19 protein-coding genes are annotated in these 16,837 nt (G+C 67.4%); 12 read left to right on the top strand and 7 right to left on the bottom strand.

All coding sequences use genetic code 11. The features are described 5' to 3' along the window. Positions 1-91: 91 nt before the first annotated feature. On the bottom strand, positions 92-1,354 hold the full coding sequence (locus VKZ87_RS06945; RefSeq protein ID WP_324220521.1) for a glycerate kinase: 1,263 nt from the start codon (positions 1,352-1,354) through the stop codon (positions 92-94). Positions 1,355-1,474: 120 nt separating this feature from the next. Between VKZ87_RS06945 and VKZ87_RS06950 the strand changes: the two genes are divergently transcribed. From VKZ87_RS06950 to puuE, 3 genes are read left to right on the top strand one after another with little or no spacing between them, the layout of a single operon-like run. Continuing rightward, positions 1,475-2,713, top strand: a complete 1,239-nt coding sequence (locus VKZ87_RS06950) for an allantoate amidohydrolase (RefSeq protein WP_324220522.1) — start codon at positions 1,475-1,477, stop codon at positions 2,711-2,713. 9 nt (positions 2,714-2,722) lie between these two features. Then, a complete protein-coding gene (locus tag VKZ87_RS06955) occupies positions 2,723-3,958 on the top strand; it encodes an ArgE/DapE family deacylase (RefSeq protein WP_414655631.1) in 1,236 nt (411 codons plus the stop codon). Between the two features lie 2 nt (positions 3,959-3,960). Next, a complete protein-coding gene (gene puuE / locus VKZ87_RS06960; RefSeq protein WP_324220523.1) occupies positions 3,961-4,932 on the top strand; it encodes an allantoinase PuuE in 972 nt (323 codons plus the stop codon). Here the strand turns inward: puuE and VKZ87_RS06965 are convergent. After that, the gene (locus VKZ87_RS06965; RefSeq protein WP_324220524.1) at positions 4,929-5,552 is read right to left on the bottom strand and encodes a TetR/AcrR family transcriptional regulator; all 624 of its coding nucleotides are present in this window, start codon (positions 5,550-5,552) and stop codon (positions 4,929-4,931) included. The two genes, puuE and VKZ87_RS06965, sit on opposite strands and share 4 nt — an antisense overlap. 125 nt (positions 5,553-5,677) lie before the next feature. On the opposite strand from VKZ87_RS06965, the gene VKZ87_RS06970 reads away from it, so the two are divergent. From VKZ87_RS06970 to VKZ87_RS06990, 5 genes are all read left to right on the top strand, one after another. Then, a complete protein-coding gene (locus VKZ87_RS06970; RefSeq protein WP_324220525.1) occupies positions 5,678-6,406 on the top strand; it encodes an SDR family oxidoreductase in 729 nt (242 codons plus the stop codon). 95 nt (positions 6,407-6,501) lie between these two features. Further along, on the top strand, positions 6,502-8,112 hold the full coding sequence (aceB, locus tag VKZ87_RS06975) for a malate synthase A (protein ID WP_324220526.1): 1,611 nt from the start codon (positions 6,502-6,504) through the stop codon (positions 8,110-8,112). A 134-nt stretch (positions 8,113-8,246) separates the two neighbouring features. Continuing rightward, on the top strand, positions 8,247-8,552 hold the full coding sequence (locus VKZ87_RS06980; RefSeq protein WP_324220527.1) for a hypothetical protein: 306 nt from the start codon (positions 8,247-8,249) through the stop codon (positions 8,550-8,552). A 60-nt stretch (positions 8,553-8,612) separates the two neighbouring features. Continuing rightward, complete coding sequence (locus VKZ87_RS06985; protein ID WP_324220528.1) at positions 8,613-8,807, top strand: hypothetical protein; 195 nt, start codon at positions 8,613-8,615, stop codon at positions 8,805-8,807. A 20-nt stretch (positions 8,808-8,827) separates the two neighbouring features. Next, positions 8,828-9,655 carry a DUF2243 domain-containing protein gene (locus VKZ87_RS06990; RefSeq protein ID WP_324220529.1) on the top strand — a complete coding sequence of 276 codons (828 nt, stop codon included), beginning with the start codon at positions 8,828-8,830 and terminating at the stop codon, positions 9,653-9,655. Here the strand turns inward: VKZ87_RS06990 and VKZ87_RS06995 are convergent. After that, positions 9,603-10,091 (bottom strand): response regulator, encoded by a 489-nt coding sequence (locus tag VKZ87_RS06995; RefSeq protein ID WP_324220530.1) that lies wholly within the window; start codon positions 10,089-10,091, stop codon positions 9,603-9,605. The genes VKZ87_RS06990 and VKZ87_RS06995 overlap by 53 nt on opposite strands. Positions 10,092-10,303: 212 nt before the next feature. Between VKZ87_RS06995 and VKZ87_RS07000 the strand changes: the two genes are divergently transcribed. Beyond that, positions 10,304-10,483 carry a hypothetical protein gene (locus VKZ87_RS07000; protein ID WP_324220531.1) on the top strand — a complete coding sequence of 60 codons (180 nt, stop codon included), beginning with the start codon at positions 10,304-10,306 and terminating at the stop codon, positions 10,481-10,483. A 12-nt stretch (positions 10,484-10,495) separates the two neighbouring features. On the opposite strand, the gene VKZ87_RS07005 is transcribed toward VKZ87_RS07000, so the two are convergent. From VKZ87_RS07005 to VKZ87_RS07015, 3 genes are all read right to left on the bottom strand, one after another. Then, entirely contained in the window at positions 10,496-11,140 is a 645-nt protein-coding gene (locus VKZ87_RS07005) for a glutathione S-transferase family protein (protein WP_324220532.1), read from the bottom strand. A 1-nt stretch (position 11,141) separates the two neighbouring features. After that, positions 11,142-11,789, bottom strand: coding sequence for a LysE family translocator (locus VKZ87_RS07010; RefSeq protein WP_324220533.1), 648 nt, complete (start codon positions 11,787-11,789; stop codon positions 11,142-11,144). A gap of 166 nt (positions 11,790-11,955) precedes the next feature. After that, positions 11,956-12,321, bottom strand: a complete 366-nt coding sequence (locus VKZ87_RS07015) for a VOC family protein (protein ID WP_324220534.1) — start codon at positions 12,319-12,321, stop codon at positions 11,956-11,958. A 565-nt stretch (positions 12,322-12,886) separates the two neighbouring features. On the opposite strand from VKZ87_RS07015, the gene purB reads away from it, so the two are divergent. Both purB and VKZ87_RS07025 read left to right on the top strand, forming a co-directional pair. Continuing rightward, positions 12,887-14,263, top strand: coding sequence for an adenylosuccinate lyase (gene purB / locus VKZ87_RS07020; protein WP_324220535.1), 1,377 nt, complete (start codon positions 12,887-12,889; stop codon positions 14,261-14,263). 48 nt (positions 14,264-14,311) lie between these two features. Then, the gene (locus VKZ87_RS07025) at positions 14,312-15,196 is read left to right on the top strand and encodes a haloalkane dehalogenase (protein ID WP_324220536.1); all 885 of its coding nucleotides are present in this window, start codon (positions 14,312-14,314) and stop codon (positions 15,194-15,196) included. A gap of 6 nt (positions 15,197-15,202) precedes the next feature. Here the strand turns inward: VKZ87_RS07025 and VKZ87_RS07030 are convergent, their stop codons facing one another. Continuing rightward, the gene (locus VKZ87_RS07030; protein WP_324220537.1) at positions 15,203-15,667 is read right to left on the bottom strand and encodes a VOC family protein; all 465 of its coding nucleotides are present in this window, start codon (positions 15,665-15,667) and stop codon (positions 15,203-15,205) included. A gap of 170 nt (positions 15,668-15,837) precedes the next feature. On the opposite strand from VKZ87_RS07030, the gene VKZ87_RS07035 reads away from it, so the two are divergent. After that, positions 15,838-16,827 (top strand): LLM class flavin-dependent oxidoreductase, encoded by a 990-nt coding sequence (locus VKZ87_RS07035; protein ID WP_324220538.1) that lies wholly within the window; start codon positions 15,838-15,840, stop codon positions 16,825-16,827. Positions 16,828-16,837: the final 10 nt, after the last annotated feature.

Raw genomic sequence — 16,837 nt, forward strand, 5'->3', positions numbered from 1 at the left:
GGTTCCGGCGTGCCAAGGGTCGGGATGGATGCCCGGGTCAAGCCCGGGCAGGACAGTGATGGGTATGGGCTTGCTGCCGTGGCCTGACCAGCTACAGCACAAGTATCGCCCGGAAGTCGTTCACGTTGGTGAGCGTCGGTCCGGTCGTGATCAGTCCGCCCGCGGCCTGGAAGAAGCCGTAGCCGTCATTGTCGGCCAGGCAGGCCTTGGCCGAGACGCCTTTGGCGGCGGCGCGCGCGATGCTGTCAGGCGCGAGCCAGGCGCCGGCATTGTCCTCGCTGCCGTCGATGCCGTCGGTGTCGGCGGCCAGTGCGTAAATTCCCTCCGCGCCGTCCAGCGCCACGGCCAGCGCGGTGAGGAATTCCGCATTTCGCCCGCCGCGGCCCTTGCCGCGCACCGTGACCGTGGTCTCGCCGCCCGAGAGCAGGACGCAGGGCGCCGCCGCCGGCTGGCCGTGGCGGCGCACCTGGCGCGCGATGCCGGCCATGACCTGCGCCACCTCGCGCGCCTCGCCCTCGATGGCATCGCCGAGAATCACCGGCACAATTCCGGCCTCGCGCGCGACTTTCGCGGCGGCCTCCAGCGCCATCTGCGGCGTCGCCACCATCACGGTTTCCGTGCGGGCAAAGACGGGATCGCCCGGTTTCGGCGTCTCCTGCGCGGCCTGTTCGAGGTGCCGGCGCACGGCGTGCGGCGCCTCAATGCCGTATTTTTCCAGCACGGCGCGCGCATCGGCAAAGCTGGTCGGATCGGGCACGGTGGGGCCGGAGGCGATGACCGCCGGATCGTCGCCCGGCACGTCGGAAATCAGCAGCGAAACGACGCGCGCCGGCGCAGCTGCGGCCGCCAGACGGCCGCCCTTGATGCGCGAGAGATGTTTGCGCACGCAATTCATCTCGGCGATGTTGGCACCGGATTTCAGCAGGGCCTGGTTCACCGCCTGCTTGTCGGCGAGCGTCAGTCCGGGCGCCGGCAGGGCCAGCAGCGCCGAGCCGCCGCCGGAAATCAGGCAGAGCACGAGATCGTTCTCGGTGAGTCCCTGCACCATGCCCAGGATCAGCCCCGCGGCTTTCTCGCCGGCGGCATCGGGCACGGGATGGGCGCCTTCGGCGACGCGGGTGCGTTCGCAGGGCACGGCATGGCCGTAGCGCGTCAGCACCAGGCCCTCGAGTTCACCCGGCCAGGCCTGCTCGACGGCGCGCGCCATGCTCGCGGCAGCCTTGCCGGCACCGACGACGATCGTGCGCCCTTTCGGCGGTCGCGGCAGATGCGGCGGCACGCAGACGGCCGGATCGGCCGCCTTGCGGGCGGCGTCGAACATCGCTTGCAGAAGGCCTTCCGGATCGCGTGTCATCGGCGTTCCTCCCTTTTTGTTGCTAGCGGATGACCCGGCGCTTGGCCAGCCCCAGCCTTGGAGGAAAACCGGCCCCGGTGTATGGTCCGGCCATCTCCCGCAGCCTTCCGGATTCCGCTCATGACCGCTTTCCGCTTCGCCGATACCATGCTGGCCCGCCTCGACGAACTGGGCCGGATCAGCGAAAGCCCGGATTTCCTGCTGCGCACCTTCCTCACGCCCGAGCAGAAGCAGGCCCATGAGAAGGTCGCCGGCTGGATGCGCGAGGCCGGCATGACGGTGCATCACGATGCTGCCGGCAACGTGGTTGGCCGCTACGAGGGCAGCCAGGCGGATGCGCCCGTCCTGATGCTGGGCTCGCATCTCGATACCGTGCGCAATGCCGGCAAATACGATGGCATGCTGGGCGTGATCGCGCCGATCGCCTGCGTCGCCGACCTGGACCGACGCGGCAAGCGCCTCGACCATGCCATCGAGGTGGTCGGCTTCGTGAACGAGGAAGGCACCCGCTTCGGCGCGCCGATGACCGGCAGTCGCGCCATTGCCGGCACCTTCGACCCGGCGATGCTGGAAACGAAGGACCGCAACGGCGTCAGCATGGGCGAAGCCTACAGAGCCTTCGGCCTCGATCCGGCAAAGATCGGGTCCTGCGCCCGCAGAAAGGGCAGCGTCGCCGCCTTCATGGAACTGCATATCGAGCAGGGCCCGGTGCTGGAGAATGAGGGTCTTGCCCTGGGCGTCGTCACCGCAATCTCCGGCGCGCGCCGCCACCGGGTCGAGATCACCGGCCTGGCCGGCCATGCCGGAACCGTGCCGATGGGCCAGCGCCAGGACGCCCTGGTGGCCGCCGCCGAGATCGTGACCTTCATCGAGAGGCGCTGCACCGGCACGCCGACGCTGGTCGGCACGGTGGGCATGATGGAGGCGCTGCCCGGCGCAATGAACGTCATTCCCGGCATGACACGGTTCTCCATCGACATCCGCGCCGGCGACGACGCGACCCGCGATGCCGCGATTGCCGACGTGCTGCGCGAGATCGAGGCGGTCTGCGCCCGCCGCAACCTGACCTTCACCGTGACCGAGCTTTACAACTCCACCGCCACGCCCTGCCATCCGGCGCTGATGGATGCGGTGGAAGCCGCCATCAGGGCACAGGGCCTGCCGACCATGCGGCTGCCGTCGGGTGCCGGCCATGATGCGGCGACGCTGGCGCCGCTCTGCCCCATCGGCATGATGTTCATGCGCTGCACGCGCGGCATCAGCCACAATCCGCTGGAAGCCGTTCTGCCCGAGGATGTCGAGGTGGCGACGGCGGCCCTGCTGCATTTCATCGAGAATTTCCGCGCACCGGTTCAGTAGGACTCCGCCATGACCATCGACAAGACTGCCGCCGCGGCCATTCATGACTTTGTCACCGCCCGCCAGGGCGAGATGGCCGCCATGCTGGCCGAACTGGTGAAGGTGCCGTCCGACAATCCGCCGGGCGACTGCGCGCCCCATGCGAGGCGCGCCGCCGAGCTGCTGGAGAAACTCGGCTTCACCGTCGAGCGTCATCCCGTGCCGGATGACCTGGTGAAGGCCAACGGCATGATCTCCTGCACCAATCTGGTGGTGCGAAAGAAATTCGGCGAAGGCCCGGTCGTGGCGCTGAACGCCCATGGCGACGTGGTGGCGCCCGGCGAAGGCTGGAGCGTCGACCCTTACGGCGCCGTGGTGAAGGACGGCGTCATGTATGGCCGCGGCGTCGCGGTTTCGAAGTCCGATTTCGTCACCTATTCCTATGCCCTGCTGGCGCTGGAATCGCTGGGCCGCAGGCTGAACGGCACGATCGAGCTGCATCTCACCTATGACGAGGAGGCCGGCGGCGCCATCGGCCCGCAGTGGCTGCTGGAACAGGGCATCTCGAAACCCGACTACGCCTTCTCGGCCGGCTTCTCCTACGCCATCACCACGGCGCATAACGGCTGCCTGCATCTGGAGGTCACCGTGAACGGCCGCTCCGCCCACGCCGCCAGGCCCGATACCGGCCATGACGCGCTGGAAGCGGCCACGAAGGTGCTGCAGGCGCTCTACACCTATCGCGGCACGCTGGCGAAGATCCGCTCCGGCGTGGAAGGCATCACCACGCCATCGCTGGTGGTCGGGCTGATCAGCGGCGGCATCAACACCAATGTGGTGCCCGACAGGGTGACCTTCCGCCTCGACCGCCGCCTGATTCCGGAAGAGAATCCCGAGCAGGCGGAAACCGAACTGCGCGCGCTGATCAACGGCGCGGTGAACGGCCTGCCCGGCATCAGCGTCGAGGTGAAGCGCATCATGCTGGCGCGGCCCTTCGGCAGGGTGGAGGGCGTCGACAGACTGATCGACATCCTCGCCCGCAACGCCACCGAGGTGATGGGCAAGCCGGTCGGCACCGAAGGCATTCCGCTCTACACCGATGCACGGCATTACTCCGCCGCCGGTGTGAAGACCGTTCTCTACGGCGCCGGGCCGCGCAACCTGCTGGAAGCCAACGGCCACCGCGCCGACGAGAAGCTGGTCTTAAGCGATCTCTACAAGGCGACCGAGGTGGTTGCCCGCACCCTGTACGAGCTGCTGGGCTGAGCATGGCGAAGAAGAAGACCGCACGGAAGAAGACGACCGACATCGTCGCCGCCGCGCTGGGGAAGAAACCCTATCCGCGCGACCTGATCGGCTACGGCGCCAGTCCGCCCGACCCGCAATGGCCGGGCGGGGCGCTGATCGCGGTCAACTTCGTCGTCAATTACGAGGAAGGCGGCGAACGCAGCATCCTGCATGGCGACAAGGTCTCGGAGACTTTCCTGCACGAGGTGCCGGGCGGCGTGCCGCGCGAGCGCATGCGCGACGAGCAGGTGGAGTCGGTCTACGACTACGGCAGCCGCGCCGGCTTCTGGCGCCTCATGCGGCTGTTCGCCGAGCGCGAGATGCACTTCACCTCCTGGGCGGTCGGCATGGCAGTGGCGCGGCATCCGGAGGCCGCCCGGGCGATGCACGAGGCCGGCCATGAGGTCGCGAGCCATGGCTGGCGCTGGTACGACTATGCGAAAGTGCCCGTCGCCACCGAGCGCGCGCATATGAAGCTGGCCATCGCAGCCATCGAGCAGGCAACCGGCCAGCGGCCGCTGGGCTGGTATACCGGCCGGCTGTCGTCCAACACGCGCCGGCTGGTCGTCGAGGAAGGCGGCTTCCTCTACGATTCCGATGCCTATGACGACGACCTGCCCTACTGGACCCTGGTGGGCAAGAAGCCACAACTCGTCATTCCCTACACCTTCGACTGCAACGACATGAAATTCGGCCAGCTGCACGGCTTCGCCACCGGCACGGATTTCTTCGACTATCTGAAGGATGCCTTCGACGTGCTCTACCGCGAGGGGCTCGACGGTGCGCCGAAGATGATGACCGTGGCTTTGCACTGCCGGCTCGCCGGCCGTCCTGGCCGCGCCGCCGCGCTGGCCCGCTTCATGGATTACATCCAGCGCCACGAGAAGGTCTGGGTGCCGCGCCGCATCGACATCGCCGAGCACTGGCGCAGGGTGCATCCCTACAGGGGTTAGCGCGTCCCGCCCACCAGCCCGTCCCAGGCGGCCATGGCGCCGTCGGCGATGCGGTCCAGCGTCCGGCGCGAGGCGCCGTCGCGTGCCTGGATCGAGAGTCCCTGCAGCACCGTCGCGTAGAACTGCGCCAGCGCCGCCGTATCCGCTCCCCTGGGCAGGGTGCCGCGCGCCCCGTGGCGGTCCAGCCGTTTCTTCAGATCGGCAACGGAGGCCTTGCGCATCCCGGTGAGAAAGCCGCAGACCTTCGCATTCTCCGGCGTGCCCAGCATGGCGGCCAGCACCACCATGCAGCCGGGCGGCTTGGCCGGATCGGTATAGCTGCGGATATTGGCGCGCAGCATCGCCTCCACCATGGCGCGGGCGTCCGGCGCCTCGTCCATCGCCCGGCGCGCTCCGGCGCCCTCGCTCTCCTGGTAAAGCCGCACGGCTTCGCGGAACAGGGCCTCCTTGCAGCCGAAGGCGGCATAGAGGCTCGGCGCATTGATGCCCATGGCCTGCGTGAGATCGCTGACCGAGGCGCCCTCGTAGCCGCGGCGCCAGAAGACCTCCATTGCGGCCCGCAGCGCCGCATCCCGGTCGAAGCCGCGCGGCCGGCCGCGCGGCGCTGCCCTGCCAGCCATATCCGTTTCCTGCGCTCCCATCCGATTCTGTAGCAATCGTTATGTAAGCCGCTTGACCCGCCGGAGCAAGGCCCTACCTTGCCGCTCCTAATTATGTATCGACCACTACATAACAGGAGACGGACATGACGAATCTCAAGGGCAAGGCGGCATTGGTGACCGGCGGCAGCCGCGGCATCGGGGCGGCGATCGCCATGGCGCTGGCCGAGGCCGGCGCCGATCTGGCCCTGACCTTCCAGGGCTCGAAGGACAGGGCGGACGCGGTCGTGACGCGGATCGAGAGCAAGGGCGGCCGCGCGGTTGCCATCCGGGCCGACAGCGCCGATGCGGCGGCCGTGACCGCATCCGTGGACGAAGCCGCGAGCGCGCTCGGCCGGCTCGACATCCTGGTCGTCAATGCCGGCATCGTCACCGAGGGCAACAGCCTGGAGGAGATCGACCGCATCCTGGCGGTGAATACCCGCGCGCCCTATCTCGCGGCGCTGGCCGCAGAGAAGCACATGACGGATGGCGGCCGCATCATCACCATCGGTTCCTGCCTCGGCGAGGCGGTGCGCTTTCCCGGCATCACGCTCTATTCCATGTCCAAGGCGGCGATCACCGGCATGACCCGCGGGCTGGCCCGCGATCTCGGGCCGCGCGGCATCACGGTGAACGTCGTCCAGCCCGGCCCGATTGACACCGACATGAATCCGGCAAGCGGTCCGTCGGCGGATGGCCAGCGCGCGCTGACCGCGCTCGGGCGCTATGGCCGGGCCGAGGAAGTGGCGGCAATGGTGGCTTTCCTGGCCGGGCCCGGCGGCGCCTATGTGACCGGCGCGCAGATCGCCGTCGACGGCGGCACCAACGCGTAGCGCCGTGGAGTCGGAGGGGCCTTCCTTGATTCCGCGGCGCAGAACCGCCTATCCTGCCCGATCAGGCAAGAAACACGGAATCCAGGGAGACCCCGATGACCGAATGGCCGCGTCTGGCCGGTGTGACCATCACCGGAGCCTGCAAGCCGGGTTTTGAAACCATCCTGAACGCAGAAGCGGTCGCCTTCATCACCGAGCTGCAGCGCCGCTTCAACCCCGAGCGCAAGCGCCTGCTGGAGAAGCGCGTCGAGCGCCAGGCGCGGCTGGATGCCGGCGAGAAGCCGGATTTCCTGCCCGAGACGAAGCATATCCGCGAGGGCGACTGGACCGTCGCGCCGCTGCCCGACGACATCCTCGACCGCCGGGTCGAGATCACCGGGCCGGTCGACCGCAAGATGGTGATCAACGCGCTGAATTCCGGCGCCTATGTCTTCATGGCCGATTTCGAGGATGCCTCGACGCCATCGTGGGACAACCTGATCGACGGCCAGATCAACCTGATCGACGCCAACAAGGGCGTGATCGAGTACAGGGATCCGGCCTCCGGCAAGGAATACAGGCTGGGCCCGAAGCCCGCGACGCTGTTCGTGCGGCCGCGGGGCTGGCACCTGCCCGAGCGCCACATGATGGTGGACGGCGAGCCGATGTCGGGCAGCCTGTTCGATTTCGGCCTCTACTTCTTACACAATGCGAAACTTCGGCAGCAGCAGGGCAAGGGCAGCTACTTCTACCTGCCCAAGATGGAAAGCCATCTGGAAGCGCGGCTGTGGAACCAGGTCTTCGACTTCTCGGAGGATTACCTGAAGCTGCCGCGCGGCACGATCCGCGCCACCGTGCTGATCGAAACCATCCTCGCCGCCTTCGAGATGGACGAGATCCTCTACGAGCTGCGCACCCATTCGGCCGGCCTGAACTGCGGCCGCTGGGACTACATCTTCAGCTTCATCAAGAAATTCGCGAAACAGCCCTGGGCCGTGCTGCCCGACCGCGCGCAGGTCACCATGACCGTGCCCTTCATGCGCAACTACTCGCTGCTGGCGATCAAGACCTGCCACCGCCGCCGGGTGCATGCCATGGGCGGCATGGCGGCGCTGATCCCGATCAAGAACGACGAGAAGGCCAATGCCGAGGCCATGGCCAAGGTCGCGGCCGACAAGAAGCGCGAGGCGACCGACGGCCATGACGGCACCTGGGTGGCGCATCCCGGCCTGGTGCAGATCGCCAAGGCCGAGTTCGACGCGGTGATGAAGGAAGCCAACCAGATCGCCCGCCAGCGCCAGGACGTGCATGTCGAGGCGAAGGACCTGCTGGAAATGCCGAACGGCAGCATCACCGAGGCCGGCCTGCGCCAGAACGTGAATGTCTCGATCGGCTATCTCGAGGCCTGGTTGCGCGGCATCGGCTGCGTGCCGCTTTACAACCTGATGGAAGATGCCGCCACCGCCGAGATCAGCCGCGCCCAGGTCTGGCAATGGCGCCACCACAAGGCGAAGCTCGACGACGGCCGGCTGATCGATGCCGCGCTGATCGAGAAGACCATAGACGAAGAACTGGAAAAGACCAGGCAGCTGGTCGGCGCGGAGAAGTTCGACAACGGCAAATACGCCGAAGCGGCGGAGATCTTCCGCAAGCTGGCGCTGGCCGAGGAATTCACCGAATTCCTCACCCTGCCCGCCTACGACCATATCGTCGCGGCGGGAGCCTGACCTCCCGGGCAAGGTCCCTTCACAGCACAAGAATCGTCACCCTCGGCGCAGCCGAGGGTGACGCATCCGGATCCGTTCACCGGAACCCACCCCTTCCGCCGCGGGTTTCTCCTCAGCATGCAGGAGGAGCCGCCATGCCGCAGAACGAGAAGACCCGCCTGCCCGACCTGCCGACGCAGCATCACGAGCGCCCCGGCACGCGCGGTCGCGCCTCAGGCGCCGCGCATACCGAGCCGCTGATCCGCAACGCCGAAGCGCAGCGGCATTACGGCCCCGGCACCTACGGCAACGACCAGTTCGCCGCCGAGCATCACGAGATCATTGAGGAACAGGTGCCGCAGCCCGAAGGGCTGGACCATGCGCAGAAGCAGGTCGAACGCCCGACCACGCGGCCGAAGGATCGCCGCTACGGCCGCACCGGCGCCGACGGCAAGGGCTGACACAGGCGGAACTTCCGCCGTCACCCGGTCGTTTCACCCGCTCAGTCAGGGAGTAGCGTCATGACCCGTCCGCCGCCCGTACCGCCGCAGAACCAGCCGCCGAAGCAGCGCAACCTCGCCGACCAGGGCAATGCGCCCGGCACCGGCGCCGCGAAGGAGAGCGGCTCTAGGACCACCGACCGTAACGCGCACAAGGGCCGGCACGCGGATATCAGCCAGAACACCCGTCACCAGGGTTACCAGCAGGACCGCTGACCACCGCACGGAGAGGCGAGATGAATGCAGCCATGCCACCGCTGTCCCGGGGCGGCAGCAGCAGAGCTGCAATCCTGCTCGGCTTCGCGCTCGGCGGCTTCTTCGACGGCATCCTGCTGCATCAGGTGCTGCAGTGGCATCATCTGCTCAGCGGACTCGAGGGCGAGACATGGCGCGACATCCGCGTGCAGATTCTCGCCGACGGCGTCTTCCATCTGCTGATGTATGTGCTGGCGGCGATCGGCCTCTGGCTGCTCTGGCGCCACCGTCATGATGCCGCCGCCCGCTCCGGCCGCCGGCTGGCCGCCAGCCTGCTGCTCGGCTTCGGCATCTGGCACATCACCGATATCGCGCTGGTCCACTGGATGCTCGGCCTGCACCGCATCCGCATGGCGGTGGAGACGCCGCTGCTCTGGGATCTGCTGTGGCTCGCGGTCTTCGGCGTTGCGGCAGTTGCCGCCGGCCTGTGGCTGCGCGCCCGCGCCGGCGCGGATCCGGGCGGTGGCGGCGCGCATCCGATCCCGGCGATGCTGCTGGCAGGCATCGTCGCTTCCGCCGCGGTCAGCGCCAGCCTGCCTTTACCGGCCACCGCAACGCCGGATGGCCGCACGCCACTGCTGGTCTGGTTCCTGCCCGGCACGGCGCCGGCCGAGATTTTCGCCGCGATCGACGCGCTGGATGGCCGCACCGTGTGGAGCGATGCCAGCGGCGAGGTCTATCTCATCGCCGCGGGCGGGGATCTGTCGGTGTGGGACCGGCGCCTGTGGCGGCTGTACCGCCACAACGCACTGCCGGTCAGTTCGAGCGTCTTTCCCGCCGCCTGCTTTCGCGCCATGCGCCTGACGTGACCGCGGCAGCGGCGAGCTTCTCGACGCGCACGCGGCTGATCGCCTCGGCGAGTTCTTCCGCCTTGAACGGCTTTTTCAGCAGCACGGCATCCTCGTATTTGCCGCTCAGCTCCAGGATGCCGAGACCGGTGACGAAGATCACCGGAATGCCGCGCGCCGTAAGACGGTCGGCAACGGCAAAGCCCGGGCGGCCCTGGAGATTGATATCGAGAATCGCAATGTCGGCGGCAATCTGCTCCGCCGCGGCGAGAGCCGCCGCGTGGCTGGTCTCGACGGCAGCGACACGGTGGCCGATATCGCTGACGAAATCAGTCAGCACCTCGGCCACGGCCGCATCATCTTCGGCAATGAAAATCGACAGCGCTTCCGCTGCGGGCGCAGCGGACACCTTGCGACCGGCATGGCTGGCCGCATCGCTTCCTGGGCGATCAATCATGTCCGGAGAATCCCTCTTTTCAGCGACACGCAATCACGTTCGGTACGCAGTCCGATATGCAGGGGGACATAGGCACCGGCAGCAGCGAAAACAAGAGCCGCGACCATGACATCGCCGTGTCAGAACCCGTGTTCCATGCAGGCAATCAGATGGAACCGCGTCTGCGGTCAGGGGTATCCGGAGGAGAGCGGTACCGAGGAAAGGTTGCAGTCATGACTCCGGGAGATCTGGCATTTTTCACTGGCATGATGATCGGCTATCTGGCCTTCGCCGGCGCATTGCTGTTCGGCATGATCACCTCTTCGGCGCCGCCACCATCGGCACCGATGGACCAGGAACGCCATCCGCTGCGGCAGCGGCCCGATCTCCGGCCGGTGCAGCAGACACACTGAATCGGCGGGATTCTAGACCTCGGTGATGCCCCTGGTTGCGGCCATAGCCGGCCGCAACCGCAGCCGCACCCACCACTGCGCCAGCACGGACTTTTCTCCGATCATCGCCTGCCCTTCCGGCGTCATCGTCAGGCAGGCCAGCATCGGCGCCGCGTGCAGGTCGGCCAGGCTGATCCGCGCGCCGCAGAGAAAAGGCTGCCCGGCGAGAATGTCGGCCAGTGTGTCGCAGGCCGCCCGCGCCTTCGGCAGCGCAGCCGCGATTGCCGTTTCGTCGGGTGTCGCGCCGCGCAGCGGCTTGCGCACCCGCTCGACGAACAATCCCCAGACCCAGGCGCGATAGGCATAAGAATCGAGGATCGAGATCGTCTGGTTCATGCGGGCCCGCGGCTGCGGGTCCTGCGGCTGCAGCGGCGGACCGTCGAAGGCCTCGTCGACATAGCGGCTGATCGCACCGCTTTCGTACAGCGCGAAGCCGTCATGCTCGAAAGCGGGGATTTTCCCGAAGGGCTGGCGCCGCAGATAGTCCGGCGGCGGTCCGTCGGGCGCGAACACGTCGACCTCTTCCAGGCGGTAGGGGACGCCCTTCTCTTCCAGCGCCAGCCGGCAGATGCGCGTGTAGACGCTGTAGGTCGCGCCGAAGAGAACCGGCGGCGCCATCTCAGCGCCGCGCCTCCATCGCCATGCGGAACGCCAGTCCGGCCAGCACGGTGCCCATTACCCACCGCTGCAGCAGCAGCCAGAGCGGCCGGGCGGCGAGGAAACCGGCGATGCTGCCGGCGGCAACGGCGATCAGGGCGTTCACGCTGACGCTGATCAGGATCTGCGTCGCACCCAGCAGCAGCGACTGCAGCAGCACATGGCCCTGCTCCGGCGCAATGAACTGCGGCAGCAGCGAGAGATAGAGCATCGCGATCTTCGGATTGAGCAGGTTGGTGACGAAGCCCATGGTGAACAGCCTGCGCGGACTGTCCTGCGGAAGCTGCCGCACCTGGAAGGGCGAGCGGCCGCCGGGTTTCAGTGTCTGCCAGGCGAGATAGAGCAGATAGGCCGCGCCGCCATAGCAGAGCGCCTCATAGGCATAGGGCACCGCGAGCAGCAGCACCGTGATGCCGAAGGCGGCGCAGAGCATGTAGACCACGAAGCCGAGCGCCACACCGCCCAGCGAGATCAGCCCGGCCATGCGGCCCTGGCAGATCGAGCGCGAGATCAGGTAGATCATGTTCGGCCCCGGCGTAAGCACCATGCCGAGCGAGACAAGGGCGAAGGCGGCCCAGTTGGCGGCAGGCAGCAGGGTGAAGGTGTTCATGGGAGGCCGTCGGCGTCGTTGCGGTCGCGCGACTCTATCCGGCCCGCCGTGGAACGCTGAAGCGCGAAATTGCAGCGATGCAATGCGCCGCCGGCGCAGGGGAAAGACAGAGCCGCGCGCGGCGGAAGGGCGAGGGGTTATCCGACCGGGCCTGATGCGCCCGCGTCTACTGCGCCACCGTCATCAGCTCAAAAAGATGGCCGTCGGGCGAGCGGAAATAGACGCCGCGGCCGCCGCCCCAGTGATTGATCTCGCCGTTCTCCGGCGTCGTCGGCCCGCTGCCGTAACTGAGGCCTGCCGCCCGGATGCGGCCGAAGATGGCGTCGAACTCCGCCTCGCTGACATGGAAGGCGTAATGCTGGGTCCTGAAGTCGGTGTCGGTGTCGAACAGCAGATGCAGCTGCTCGTTCACCTGGACCGGCGCAAAGAAACCGGGCTCGCCGCATTCCAGCCCGAAGAGGTCGGCGAAGAATCTGGCCGCCGCGAGCTTGTCGCGCGCCGGCACGATGGTGTGGTTGAGAACGATGGCCATGGCGGATCCCTGTCGCTGCGGTCCGGTGCTGCCGGTCTGATCTAGGGCGGAGGGCGGCGGCAGGCAGCGGTGCTTCGCTTGACAGTCGCGCCTGAATGTTCTATCATTGTTCTTTTCCGCTGTTGCCCATCGTCCATCCGACCATTCCATGGCCGCTCCCCGGGGGAGCGTCCGCATATAAGTGCATTCGTCTGCCACAACCCCAGCCTGTGCCCGAACCGGATTCAACGGGATTGAACCGGCCTCAACGGGACTCAACTGGCCTCGAACGGGACTGAACTGGCTCTCAACGGGATCGAATTGGCGTCCAACAGGCTCCAACGGGCTGCAACCGGCTCGCAGCCTGACCGGACCGGACCCGCAAGCCGTTGAATTGTCTGGCGGCGGACCTCCGGTCGGCTGCGGGAGGCACCGTTTTTGCGGCATGATCGGCCACCGCGACCCCGCGGCTCTGCCCGCACAGGCTGTGCGACAGCGGCGGCAGCGGACCGGCGTTGCGCCCGCCCCGGCCGCGGGGTAAACACGGCCCGCTTTCCGTTTCAGCCCTCCGTCTGCGAGTCGCCCGATGATCCCGCGCTATACCCGTCCCCAAATGGCCGCCATCTGGGAGCCGGAATCGAAATTCCGCATCTGGTTCGAGATCGAGGCCCATGCCTGCGATGCCCAGGCCGAACTGGGCGTCATTCCGAAAGCCGCCGCGAAGGAGGTCTGGAAGAAGGGCAAATGGGAGATCGCCCGCATCGACGCGATCGAGCGCGAGACCAAGCATGACGTCATCGCCTTCCTGACCAATCTGGCCGAGCATGTCGGCCCGTCGGCGCGCTTCGTGCACCAGGGCATGACCTCGTCCGACGTGCTGGATACCTGCTTCAACGTCCAGCTGGTGCGTGCCGCCGACCTGCTGATCGAGGGCGTCGACCGCGTGCTGGCCGCGCTGAAGGAGCGCGCCTTCGAGTTCAAGCTGCTGCCCTGCATCGGCCGCAGCCACGGCATCCATGCCGAGCCGACCACCTTCGGCCTCAAGCTCGCCGGCTTCCATGCCGAGTTCCAGCGCGCCCGCAGGCGCCTGCTGATGGCGCGCGAGGAAGTCGCCACCTGCGCGATCTCCGGCGCCGTCGGCACCTTCGCCAACATCGATCCCTTCGTCGAGGAATGGGTGGCGAAGAAGCTCGGCCTGCAGCCCGAGCCGGTCTCCACCCAGGTGATTCCGCGCGACCGCCACGCCGCCTATTTCGCCCATCTCGCCGTGGTGGCCTCCTCGGTCGAGCGGCTGGCCGTCGAGATCCGCCACCTGCAGCGCTCCGAGGTGATGGAGGCCGAGGAATTCTTCTCGCCGGGCCAGAAGGGCAGCTCGGCGATGCCGCATAAGCGCAATCCGGTGCTGACCGAGAATCTCACCGGTCTGGCGCGGCTGGTGCGCTCGGCCGTGATCCCGGCGCTGGAGAACGTCGCGCTGTGGCACGAGCGCGACATCAGCCATTCCTCCGTCGAGCGCGGCATCGGGCCCGACGCCACCATTCATCTCGATTTCGCCCTGCATCGTCTCGCCGGGGTGATCGAGAAGCTGGTCGTCTATCCCGACAACATGATGAAGAATCTCGACCGCTTCGGCGGCCTGGTGCATTCGCAGCGCGTGCTGCTGGCGCTGACCCAGGCGGGCCTGTCGCGCGAGGAGGCTTACGCGCTGGTGCAGAAGCATGCCCTGCGCATCTGGCAGCATGGCGGCGATTTCCTCCAGGCGCTGCTCGGCGAGAAAGACGTCACCGCCCGGCTGAAGCCGGCGCAGCTCACCGCCCTGTTCGATCTCGGCTATCACCTGAAGCATGTCGACACCATCTTCGCCCGCGTCTTCGGCCCGGAAGGCCTGACGCCGGGGAAAGCAGGGAAGGCCGCGCCGAGGAAGAAGACGGCCGCCAAGCCGAAGGCCAGGAAGAAGCGTTGACAGCGGCGTGACAGCGGCCTCTCCTGCGGCAAAAAAGGAGAGGACGCCATGATCGAAGCCCTGCGCACGCCGGACGAGCGGTTCGAGAACCTGCCCGGCTACGACTACACGCCGCATTACCTGACGCATCCCAACGGTCTGCGGATGCATTACGTCGATGTCGGCCAGACCGGCACGCGCACCTTCCTCTGCCTGCACGGCCAGCCGACCTGGAGCTATCTCTACCGCCGCATGATCCCGGTGCTGTCGCGGCCGCTGGACCATCGCGTGGTGGCGCCCGACCTGTTCGGTTTCGGCCGCTCCGACAAGCCGAAGGAGGACGCGGTCTACACCTTCGATTTCCACCGCGACTCGCTGCTGCATTTCATCCGCGCGCTGGATCTGCAGAACATCACGCTGGTCTGCCAGGACTGGGGCGGGCTGCTCGGCCTCACCCTGCCGATGGAGATGCCCGAACGCTTCACCGGCCTGCTGGTGATGAACACGGCGCTCGGCACCGGCGACCAGCCGCTGACCCAGGGCTTCCTCGACTGGCGCGCGTGGAACAACAAGAATCCCGACATGGCGATCGCCAAACTGATGAAGCGCAGCTGCCCGCATCTGAGCGACGCCGAGGCCGCCGCCTACGAGGCGCCCTATCCCGACGTGACCTACAAGGGCGGCGTGCGGCGCTTCCCCAACCTGGTGCCGGACGCACCCGATGCGCCGGGCGCGGAACTGTCGCGCAAGGCGCTGCAGTTCTGGAAGAACGAGTGGAGCGGGAAGAGCTTCATGGCGATCGGCATGACCGATCCGGTGCTCGGCGCGCCGGTGATGCGCGGCCTGCGCAAGGTGATCCGCAACTGCCCCGAGCCGCTGGAGCTGCCCGAGGCCGGGCATTTCGTGCAGGAATGGGGCGAGCGCGTGGCGGAGGAAGCGCTCGCCCGGCTGTAGCGCCGCCTATTTGGCGAAGATCATCTCGTCGTGGGCGAAGGCCTTGAACTCGAGCGCGTTGCCCGAGGGGTCGAGGAAGAACATGGTGTGCTGCTCGCCCACCTCGCCCTCGAAGCGGACATAGGGTTCGATGATGAACTTGATGCCGGCCTTGCTGAGCTTCTCGGCCAGCGCCTTCCAGTCGGGAATGGTGAGGATGACGCCGAAATGCTTCACCGGCACGTCATGGTCGTCGACCGCGCTGGTGGATTTGTGGCCGCATTCCTCCGGTGCCAGATGCGCCACGAGCTGGTGGCCGAAAAAGTCGAAATCGACCCAGTTCTCGGCCGAGCGGCCTTCCGGGCAGCCGAGCAGTTCGCCGTAGAATTTGCGGGCCTCGGCAATGTCGCGGACCGGGAAGGCGAGATGGAAGGGACGGATCGCCCGGGCGGCGGTCTCGGCGGCAGGCTTGGTCGGGTTCAGGGCATTCATCGCGGCGGGCCTCGTGCAGGGGGCGGATCGTTTGCCCGAAGATAGCGGCTGGCGCTGCGGCGGCAACCGATTAAAACTCCACCGGCCATGAGTTTTCCTCATGGCATCCCACCGCCGCCGGCGCGCTGCCGCCGTCTGGTTTTCCCCGATTGCCGCCCCATATACGCCCGATGCCAGTCTTCTCCGTTCTCGACCTCTCCCCGATCACCCAGGGCAGCGACGCCGCCCAGTCCTTCCGCAACAGCCTCGACCTCGCGCAGCATGCCGAGCGCTGGGGCTACCGGCGCTTCTGGCTGGCCGAGCATCACAACATGCCCGGCATCGCCTCGGCGGCGACCTCGATCCTGATCGGCCATGTCGCCGGCGGCACCTCGACGATCCGGGTCGGCGCCGGCGGCATCATGCTGCCGAACCATTCACCGCTGGTGATCGCCGAGCAGTTCGGCACGCTGGCCTCACTCTATCCCAGCCGCATCGATCTGGGCCTCGGCCGCGCCCCCGGCACCGACCAGCGCACCGCCTATGCCCTGCGCCGCAACCTGACCTCCGACGAGGACGAATTTCCGCGCGACGTGGTCGAGCTGATGAACTACTTCGCGCCGGCCGAGCCGGGCCAGGCGATCCGTGCCGTGCCGGGCGCCGGGCTAGACGTGCCGATCTGGATCCTCGGCTCCAGCCTGTTCGGCGCGCAGCTCGCCGCCATGCTCGGCCTGCCCTACGCCTTCGCCTCGCATTTCGCGCCCCAGCAGATGATGCAGGCGATCGCGCTCTACCGCGAACGCTTCAAGCCGTCGGAGCATCTCGACAAACCCTATGTGATGCTAGGCTTCAACATCTTCGGCGCCGATACCGACGAGGAGGCGCTGCTGCTCTCGACCTCCTGGAAACAGGCTTTCGTCAACCTGCGCAGCGGCCGGCCGGGCCAGCTGCCGCCGCCGAAGCCCGGTTACGACGACGAGCTGCCGCCGCAGTTCCGCGCCATGCTGGACCAGGTGCTGTCCTGCTCGGCCGTGGGATCGCCGCAGACGGTGCGCGCGACGCTGCAGCAGTTCCTGCAGCGCACCGGCGCGGACGAGCTGATGCTGACGGCGCAGATCTTCGATCACAAGGCGCGGCTGCGCTCCTTCGAGATCGCCGCCGAGATCCGCGACAACCTGTAGACTCGATCCG

Origin of the sequence: Ferrovibrio sp. (genome assembly GCF_035304305.1) — a bacterium.
In the GTDB taxonomy this organism is placed as follows: domain Bacteria; phylum Pseudomonadota; class Alphaproteobacteria; order Ferrovibrionales; family Ferrovibrionaceae; genus Ferrovibrio.

What these genes read in the sequence shown, in the direction of transcription:
- puuE (WP_324220523.1), top strand. Translation starts at nt 3,961, where the DNA reads ATGGCGAAGAAGAAGACCGCACGGAAGAAGACGACCGACATCGTCGCC.
- VKZ87_RS06980 (WP_324220527.1), top strand. Translation starts at nt 8,247, where the DNA reads ATGCCGCAGAACGAGAAGACCCGCCTGCCCGACCTGCCGACGCAGCAT.
- VKZ87_RS06985 (WP_324220528.1), top strand. Translation starts at nt 8,613, where the DNA reads ATGACCCGTCCGCCGCCCGTACCGCCGCAGAACCAGCCGCCGAAGCAG.
- VKZ87_RS07030 (WP_324220537.1), bottom strand. Translation starts at nt 15,667, where the DNA reads ATGAATGCCCTGAACCCGACCAAGCCTGCCGCCGAGACCGCCGCCCGG.
- VKZ87_RS06970 (WP_324220525.1), top strand. Translation starts at nt 5,678, where the DNA reads ATGACGAATCTCAAGGGCAAGGCGGCATTGGTGACCGGCGGCAGCCGC.
- VKZ87_RS07000 (WP_324220531.1), top strand. Translation starts at nt 10,304, where the DNA reads ATGACTCCGGGAGATCTGGCATTTTTCACTGGCATGATGATCGGCTAT.
- VKZ87_RS07025 (WP_324220536.1), top strand. Translation starts at nt 14,312, where the DNA reads ATGATCGAAGCCCTGCGCACGCCGGACGAGCGGTTCGAGAACCTGCCC.
- aceB (WP_324220526.1), top strand. Translation starts at nt 6,502, where the DNA reads ATGACCGAATGGCCGCGTCTGGCCGGTGTGACCATCACCGGAGCCTGC.
- VKZ87_RS06945 (WP_324220521.1), bottom strand. Translation starts at nt 1,354, where the DNA reads ATGACACGCGATCCGGAAGGCCTTCTGCAAGCGATGTTCGACGCCGCC.
- VKZ87_RS07010 (WP_324220533.1), bottom strand. Translation starts at nt 11,789, where the DNA reads ATGAACACCTTCACCCTGCTGCCTGCCGCCAACTGGGCCGCCTTCGCC.
- VKZ87_RS07005 (WP_324220532.1), bottom strand. Translation starts at nt 11,140, where the DNA reads ATGGCGCCGCCGGTTCTCTTCGGCGCGACCTACAGCGTCTACACGCGC.
- VKZ87_RS06965 (WP_324220524.1), bottom strand. Translation starts at nt 5,552, where the DNA reads ATGGCTGGCAGGGCAGCGCCGCGCGGCCGGCCGCGCGGCTTCGACCGG.
- VKZ87_RS06950 (WP_324220522.1), top strand. Translation starts at nt 1,475, where the DNA reads ATGACCGCTTTCCGCTTCGCCGATACCATGCTGGCCCGCCTCGACGAA.
- VKZ87_RS07035 (WP_324220538.1), top strand. Translation starts at nt 15,838, where the DNA reads ATGCCAGTCTTCTCCGTTCTCGACCTCTCCCCGATCACCCAGGGCAGC.
- VKZ87_RS06955 (WP_414655631.1), top strand. Translation starts at nt 2,723, where the DNA reads ATGACCATCGACAAGACTGCCGCCGCGGCCATTCATGACTTTGTCACC.
- VKZ87_RS06995 (WP_324220530.1), bottom strand. Translation starts at nt 10,091, where the DNA reads ATGATTGATCGCCCAGGAAGCGATGCGGCCAGCCATGCCGGTCGCAAG.
- VKZ87_RS06990 (WP_324220529.1), top strand. Translation starts at nt 8,828, where the DNA reads ATGAATGCAGCCATGCCACCGCTGTCCCGGGGCGGCAGCAGCAGAGCT.
- purB (WP_324220535.1), top strand. Translation starts at nt 12,887, where the DNA reads ATGATCCCGCGCTATACCCGTCCCCAAATGGCCGCCATCTGGGAGCCG.
- VKZ87_RS07015 (WP_324220534.1), bottom strand. Translation starts at nt 12,321, where the DNA reads ATGGCCATCGTTCTCAACCACACCATCGTGCCGGCGCGCGACAAGCTC.